At 43.3% G+C, this 7,150-nt stretch carries 5 protein-coding genes; all 5 read right to left on the bottom strand.

The genetic code is table 11. The features are described 5' to 3' along the window. Nucleotides 1–645: 645 nt before the first annotated feature. The gene (locus K2P83_RS01395; protein ID WP_292926084.1) at nt 646–1,164 is read right to left on the bottom strand and encodes a putative toxin-antitoxin system toxin component, PIN family; all 519 of its coding nucleotides are present in this window, start codon (nt 1,162–1,164) and stop codon (nt 646–648) included. A gap of 132 nt (nt 1,165–1,296) precedes the next feature. Continuing rightward, nucleotides 1,297–3,738, bottom strand: a complete 2,442-nt coding sequence (locus K2P83_RS01390; RefSeq protein ID WP_292926083.1) for a DEAD/DEAH box helicase — start codon at nt 3,736–3,738, stop codon at nt 1,297–1,299. A gap of 33 nt (nt 3,739–3,771) precedes the next feature. Continuing rightward, nucleotides 3,772–4,884, bottom strand: a complete 1,113-nt coding sequence (locus tag K2P83_RS01385; RefSeq protein WP_292926085.1) for a Fic family protein — start codon at nt 4,882–4,884, stop codon at nt 3,772–3,774. A 1,057-nt stretch (nt 4,885–5,941) separates the two neighbouring features. Next, complete coding sequence (locus K2P83_RS01380) at nt 5,942–6,361, bottom strand: type II toxin-antitoxin system VapC family toxin (protein ID WP_292926082.1); 420 nt, start codon at nt 6,359–6,361, stop codon at nt 5,942–5,944. Further along, nucleotides 6,358–6,597, bottom strand: a complete 240-nt coding sequence (locus tag K2P83_RS01375) for an Arc family DNA-binding protein (protein WP_090321499.1) — start codon at nt 6,595–6,597, stop codon at nt 6,358–6,360. Before K2P83_RS01375 ends, K2P83_RS01380 begins: the two co-directional genes overlap by 4 nt. Nucleotides 6,598–7,150: the final 553 nt, after the last annotated feature.

Here is a 7,150-nt window from a genome sequence, read left to right as displayed (position 1 = left end):
CAACCGTAATGGGGGGTCAATTTTAAACCGGTATCAACATTAGATAACCTTTTAATCTTATCTTTACCCGGTAACTGGTTTTTCCATCATTGGAAATTCGCTTTTCGATATTTGCCATAATTGCCCTTTCAAGTGATCAATCACTGAAAGTAGGTTACAGCAAAAGGCAGTAAATAACAACACCTGATAAGCAATCATAAGTTACCATATTTAATATCACCTATATACAATGTGTTATATTACATTAATTCTTATCTTGGACACCCATGGGGCAGTGGAAAATAAAATTAGACATTTTTATGGCTCTTATAGCGCAATTATTGAGATAGATAAAATAAAAAAAGAGGCACAAGTATTGCACTTTGTTATTTTCAAGTGCCCCACTGCTGCCCCATATATGGATATTACTGAGTGATTGTATTTCTAATTCATTGATTTTTATGGTGCCGACACCAAGAATCGAACTCGGGACCTTCTGATTACAAAACATATTTGTAATTTATTGGTATTTATAAATCAATCACTTACAATGCTTGCCAAAGCTAAAACCAATGTCACACAGCCACAATCAGTGGGTTCTCAGCCACAGTCTGGCACAAATTTGGCACAATCGATTTTTTAACGCATTTAGATAGTGCCGCTCAATTATTTCTCTACTTCATCACCTTCTCGCGGCGATTCTCCACCTTGACGATAAAGAATGTCTTCAAACATTTTTAAATTAGCACGCTTGGCGCGTTCCCTAAAAAATTCTTCAGTTTCCAATGCAGATATTTTTTCCGCCACTGCCATCGAAATAAATTGATTAAGGCTTGTACCATCGCGTTTTGCCATTTTTGCATCTGCACCACCATTTACAGCTATTTCCAACACCATCTCATCATTTGGGTCATGCAACATTGGTCGCCATAAATAATGTGTTTTAACAGGCTGAACTATTGCTGCGATGCCATCCAAAAACATTTGAGATTGCAGTTGCGTAAGTCCAGCAGCGGTCAAGTGCTCAGATTCTGTGCACTTGGCTTCATATTCAATAAAGAGCGGAACACTCGCTAACAAAATAAGCCTTTTCTTGAGTGCTTCTCCTAATAATGCAGCTGACGCGCCGATTGGGCTTCGCATTGCTGCTACAATAACATCTGTATCCAGAACAAGCTTAATCATGATATTGTAAATGATATCAATCTGTTTATACTATTACAATTGGAGTTTCCGTCTTCCGATTGTAGAAATTAAAAAGCCTGCCTACACCCAGCCTTCACCAAAGCATTGAAGAATAACGATTCATTGAAAGCGCTATAATCCGGGTAGTATGTTGCTAATTCTTGCAGTGCCGGTTGACTGAATCTCATATCCCAGACTTCTATAACCAGACATGCGTTTTTCGCTCATTCGCTGTAAGACAGGCACCTGATAATCGATATAATCATATACCTGCACCTTAGTTTTGTTGTGATGAATTCTGTGCAGTCTTCCTGCATATTGAGCAAGCGTGCCTTTCCAAGATATGGGCATCGCAAGAAACAATGTGTCCAGCCTGGCATCATCAAAACCCTCACCAATGTATCGGCCTGTTGCTATCAAAATTCGTTCTTCATGATCGCCGATGCTCTCAAGTTCCTCAAGCATTTGCTTATGGGCTTTTTTGCCCATCCCCCCTTGAAGGGTTATGATGTGCTTTGAAAAGCCAGAAAGGCAATCTGCAAAAAAGGCGACATGCTCTTTTCGCTCAGTCAAAATGACCGGTGATCGTCCATCCTTCAAAGCTGACACAACATCACTCACAATCATTTCATTACGAGCACTATTATTTGCCAGCTCGGCATATACTGTCTGAATCGGCGGGCGCTCATATTGTTCTGTCAAACTTAATGGCAGTCTGAATTCCGTGTAGCGTGGCAAGACAAAATGGCTAAACGGACGCTTTTTTGCCTGTTTCTTTGCATCGACATGATGCCTGATAGGGCCGCATTGCATAAATATGATTGGCTGCTGACCATCTTTCCGTATCGGTGTCGCTGTCAACCCAAGGACGTATTTTGCCTTGCATTGTCTTGCAACAGCTTCAAAGCTCACAGCGGAAAGATGGTGGCATTCATCTACGATAAGCTGGCCGTAATCTGCGACACAATCATCAACCTCTCCCTTGCGAACTAGACTCTGTATCAGCGCAATATCAATTTGACCCGTTGATTTTCTTTTGCCACCGCCTACTTGGCCAATATTGATATGTTCAAGATCCAAAAAAGTTTGAAGCCGGGCAATCCATTGCTCAAGAAGCTGTTTTCTGTGAACCAGAATCAGAGTGTTCCGTTTGCGTTTTGCAATAATGTGGGCTGCCAAAACAGTTTTACCAAAGCCCGTTGTTGCAGAAAGAACTCCCGTGTCGTAAGCCAAAAGGGCCTTAACTGCTGATTTTTGATCCTTACTAAGCATCCCAAAAAATTTTGTGCGTATTGCTTTGCCCGCATTTCTTTTATCAACAATTTCGTGCGTTATGTTTATCTCTGCCAATAGCTCAAGAATGTCATCTAAACAGCCTCTCGGCAGTCCAATGTGGTTTGGGAAGTTTTCAGCGCATGCGATGATACGAGGCTTGTCAAATATTGGCAGCCGCATCGCCTGTGCTTTGTAAAATTCTGGGTTCTGAAATGCGGCTGTACGTATTAGCCGATTGATAAGTTGTGGCGGTAATCTGTTTTTCTCAATGTATAGCTGATTACCTGCAACAATTTTTATGGCATCAGGTATGGGTGTTGTTATTTCAAGAGGATGGGGCTTTCTGGACGGCCTTGCTTTCCATGGCTCGTCAGCATCTTCGTCATCAACCGGGATATGTAGGCCGGTTACTCTTCCACGATCAATTGCCTCAAGTACAAGCATTTCGATTTCTTGTGATGTCATCTTTCTTACAGCAGATAAGAAAGCCCATTGATCAGGGTAAGGCTGAAAATTTTCATCCAAAAAAATACTGTTGCCTTGTTGGCGAGGATCACGCTGTAGCGGCAAAGCAATTAAGTTGCCAAAGCCCCCTGCAGGCATATTGTCTTGATTAGGAAAGAAGCGATCATAAGAAGAAAAACCCAAATCAGGGTGGTGTTCCATTGTCTCAGTTAACAAGTATGATCCCATTTTACGAGCGTCCGATGCCGCAACAGGACTCGAGAAGAAAATCCATACATGGCCACCATTTCCTGATCGTGATCTCTCCACATATGCTGGGACAGCCTTATTGCTACAGGTTTTCATGAATGCAGCAACATCCTTTTGCCAATTCTCCTTGTCAAAATCAGCAGCTAAAAACCAACACCTTTCATCAGGTAGCAACGGATATACGCCAATGGTGGCGTTGTTATTTTGAGCATCTTTGCCAGTAAGATGCTGTCGGATTACATCATCGGACACTTTAATAAATGCTTGGTTGGGACATTCGGTGCATTTGATTCTTGGCTTTTCACAGATACCGCGTACCCATTCATTTGAACATGCCGGGCTATATCCGGAACGGCCTGTTTTTCTATTATCCCAGCGTTTGGGAAAAACATCTTCTCTGCCTCGAAAAAGCTGGCGGAATATGTAGATTTTCTCTTGCGATGAAAATTGCTGTAATGCCACTCTTTGTTGTTGCTGATGTTTGCTTTCAAGAATACTCAACCTGCCAAGCAAGTCCCTGCGCTCAACGTCCAGCAAATCTATGCGCCGTCTGATCTCCTCAATCTCATTAGTGTAATCATTCATCTAAAATCCTAACAAAACGGATAAGTGGAAGCGCTATGTCTCCTCTCGGCCCGGAAGCCTGTAACTGGTGCTGCGTCCGCCACCGGGATTTTGAATGAAGATGCCTCTTTCCTTCAATTCCTGAATATCCCGTAACGCCGTATCGTTTGAGCACTTGGCCAGCTTGGCGTATTTCGAGGTGTTCATGAAGCCCTCATAATCATCTTCAAGCATGCGGTTAATGATCAGTCGTTGGCGATCATTGACGGGCTTTTGATTAATTGTATCCCAGAGCTGGGCCTTGAAGAGAACATTACCAAGTGTCGTTTCGGCATTGGAAATCGCTCGGCCAAGGCAATCCAAGAACCATGACAGCCAGTCTGTGATATCGGGTGTCGCACGTTGCTGTTTCTCAAGTTGATCGTAATAATGCTTCCGTTCCACTTCAATCTGGGATGATAGGCTGTAAAAACGGTCTTGCGTGCCATCTGCTCGCGCCAAGGCCATATCGCCAATGGCTCTGGCAATTCGCCCATTCCCATCTTCAAACGGGTGAATGGTGACAAACCAAAGGTGAGCAATACCTGCTTTAATGACTGGATCAATGTCATCGTTGTTGCCAAACCATTTGAGAAACGCATGCATTTCTTTTTCCAAACGGTCGGCATCAGGGGCTTCAAAGTGAACCTTCTCTTTTCCAATTGGGCCAGAAACAACCTGCATTGGGCCTGCGTCGATGGTACGCCAGCCGCCAACAGTGATTTTATGCGTGCCACTTCGTCCTGTAGGGAATAGCGCAGCATGCCAATCAAAAAGACGGTCTTTGGTCAGCGGCTTAGAAAACTGCTGCGTGGCATCCAGCATCATCTCAACGATGCCTTCCACATCTCGGCTTGCGGGAATAAGACCGGCAATATCAATCCCAAGCCTACGGGCAATAGAGGAGCGAACTTCCTCCGGGTTTAGGTTTTCACCCTCAATAGCAGAGGATTTGACTACGTCATTGGTCAATGTGCTTAGGCTGGCTTCGCACTTGAGCTCAAAGCCCAGTCCTTCCATGCGACCGAGCAAGCGTCCTTGACGATGGCGTATATCAGCCAACTTGGATACAAGGGATCCCACATCCCATGTGAAGTTTGGCCAGTTTTGATGTTCATGAACCCACATATTAATCACCGCATTATTTAAGGTGATCATAGGTGATACTCACCGCAAAGTCAAGATGTATCGCCGCATATTATGCGGTTATTAACCTAGCTATTCACCGCAAGATCACTTTAGCGCTTAGCGCATGTCCGGAACACGATCAAGAAGTGGTTGCGAGTAACGGGTGATGGCGCGGTTAAATATCAAAGAGGGAAGAAGCCTGGTAGGCTGGCACCATTTGAATTCAAGTAGTTGCTAGTGTTGGAAGCGGATGCTCGCCACTTCAGGAAAGATCGTCGTACTACCAAAAGCTGTTCCAGGATATCCGGAAGGATGGCTATACAGGCAGTAATATGGCTTAAGTAGATATCCACGAGAAACCCGTGGCTCTACATGGCTTCGCCGCACTTCGCGCATTACAATTCCTCACGGAATTGACCAACCAATCTGCACAGTACCTGCTTGCGCAACTGACTGAATTCCTCATTCACCCACAGCTAAAGTCGTGGTGCTCTGTCCTTCGGACCGCATAAAGGAATTTATTCTACGATGAGCAGATATACGTGTACAGTTGCACGTTGCGAACTAATCCAAATACAACTTCTAAAAAAAACATAAAAAATCTGTGACTTATAACGACAGACGATCTGATTTTTAGTCAGGGGTGCTAGTTATCAAACCAAAAGTCTAAAAACAATCTATTAATTTGTTGATTATAAAAGTTTATATTTATTTGAATCAAGATTACGCAACGAATATGATTAACATAATACAAACCGTAAAAATCCACATAACTAGATGTATAACTTACTGTATTTAATAAGAAAATATAAGTGGTGCCGACACCAAGAATCGAACTCGGGACCTTCTGATTACAAAACTTATTTACAAATTCCAGTTACATATAAATCAATCACTTACAATGCTTGCCAAGCATAAAAACTGTCTCACACAACCACAAACGGTGACACTTGCAGAGTAGTTTGGCACAAATTTGACACAGTCAATTCCGTATCTTATTTCGTTCTCGCATAACGATGTTCCTTTGATAACTGCCATTAACACAAAATACCTAAGATCATTCTTCCCAAGGATTGATGACGGGCACTCCGGCAGCGATAAAAGGTGCAGTATCTCGCGTCGCTATGGTGAATCTATGTACGACCGCGATTGCGGCAATCTGACCGTCTGCCACAGAGATGAAGCGACCGTTAGTCCTAGCTCGACCGACTATGGGCGCATATGCTACTGCAGCCTGTTGATCGAATGATAGTATGCGCGACCCAAAAAGCCTCTCCATCAGTTTCCTCAACGCGGCATCAAGTCCTTCTTTACGCTTGCCATCTGGTAGTATTTCAATACCGACCAGCAATTCTGAAAGGCTTGTTGCTGTCAGATACAGTGTCTCGGCTGTTTGCCGATCAAGCCAAGCTTGAACGGCGGGATTGCCGCTGGGTTTCATCGGCTCGGATATGACATTCGTATCCAGAATAATCATTCAAACACTGCCGGATCAGTCGGCGTCTGATCACGAGTGTCATTAAAATCAAGCCCCCCAAAGGATTGCCCAAAAGCAGCGAGTTCAGATCCAATTTTGACACGCGTCCTAGGGCGCACTGCCTCTTCCAGAATTTCCCGGATTTCAGCTTCGGTGCTACGTCCATGCTGAGCAGCACGCAGCTTAAGCGCGCGATGCGTTTCTTCGGGCAAATTGCGAACAGTAACAACAGACATTTGATTTCACTCCTTATTATATGATGTCAATGATAGCATATACCAACAAATGACATCAATTCATGATATGCACTCATACGATACTCAACACTGGGCTTGTAGCGCGCAGAATACTCTAATTGACGCACAAAATCGGTGTGTCCGCCTAACTTGCCGTGTCAATCAGCATCTAATATTTGCCACTTTTAGAATATATTATTTTCAAATACGAAATTTATTATTCATATAGAACAATGGAATATGAATTTATGCTGAAAATATTGGTGCTGATACCTGGAAAGTTTTCAACGCTGATTGACATACCTGGACTACAAAAGCCCAAACCAGTATGAGAAAGAAGCAGCAAAATCGACAAAAGCAGCTTAACTGGAGTGTCCGGTTTTACTTGACCAGGTCAGTAGAGATTAGCCAGGGTATAGGAAAAATAAACCACCTTTTCCATAAGTTTTGAATGTACTGTAAGCTGGTTCAATTGTCAAACACGGTGATAATCGATCGAAAAATGACTATATTCCGGTTCAGTTAGCACAAAAAAGTCAAAGATTTTGCTGCG

The organism is Nitrosomonas sp. (genome assembly GCF_019752415.1).
Lineage (GTDB): Bacteria > Pseudomonadota > Gammaproteobacteria > Burkholderiales > Nitrosomonadaceae > Nitrosomonas.
The sequence above is the reverse complement of the archived record's forward strand: the minus strand, read 5'-3'. Positions and strand labels throughout refer to the sequence as shown.

Coding starts and splice junctions, on each gene's coding strand:
- K2P83_RS01385 (WP_292926085.1), bottom strand. CDS start 4,884: ATGTGGGTTCATGAACATCAAAACTGGCCAAACTTCACATGGGATGTG.
- K2P83_RS01395 (WP_292926084.1), bottom strand. CDS start 1,164: ATGATTAAGCTTGTTCTGGATACAGATGTTATTGTAGCAGCAATGCGA.
- K2P83_RS01380 (WP_292926082.1), bottom strand. CDS start 6,361: ATGATTATTCTGGATACGAATGTCATATCCGAGCCGATGAAACCCAGC.
- K2P83_RS01390 (WP_292926083.1), bottom strand. CDS start 3,738: ATGAATGATTACACTAATGAGATTGAGGAGATCAGACGGCGCATAGAT.
- K2P83_RS01375 (WP_090321499.1), bottom strand. CDS start 6,597: ATGTCTGTTGTTACTGTTCGCAATTTGCCCGAAGAAACGCATCGCGCG.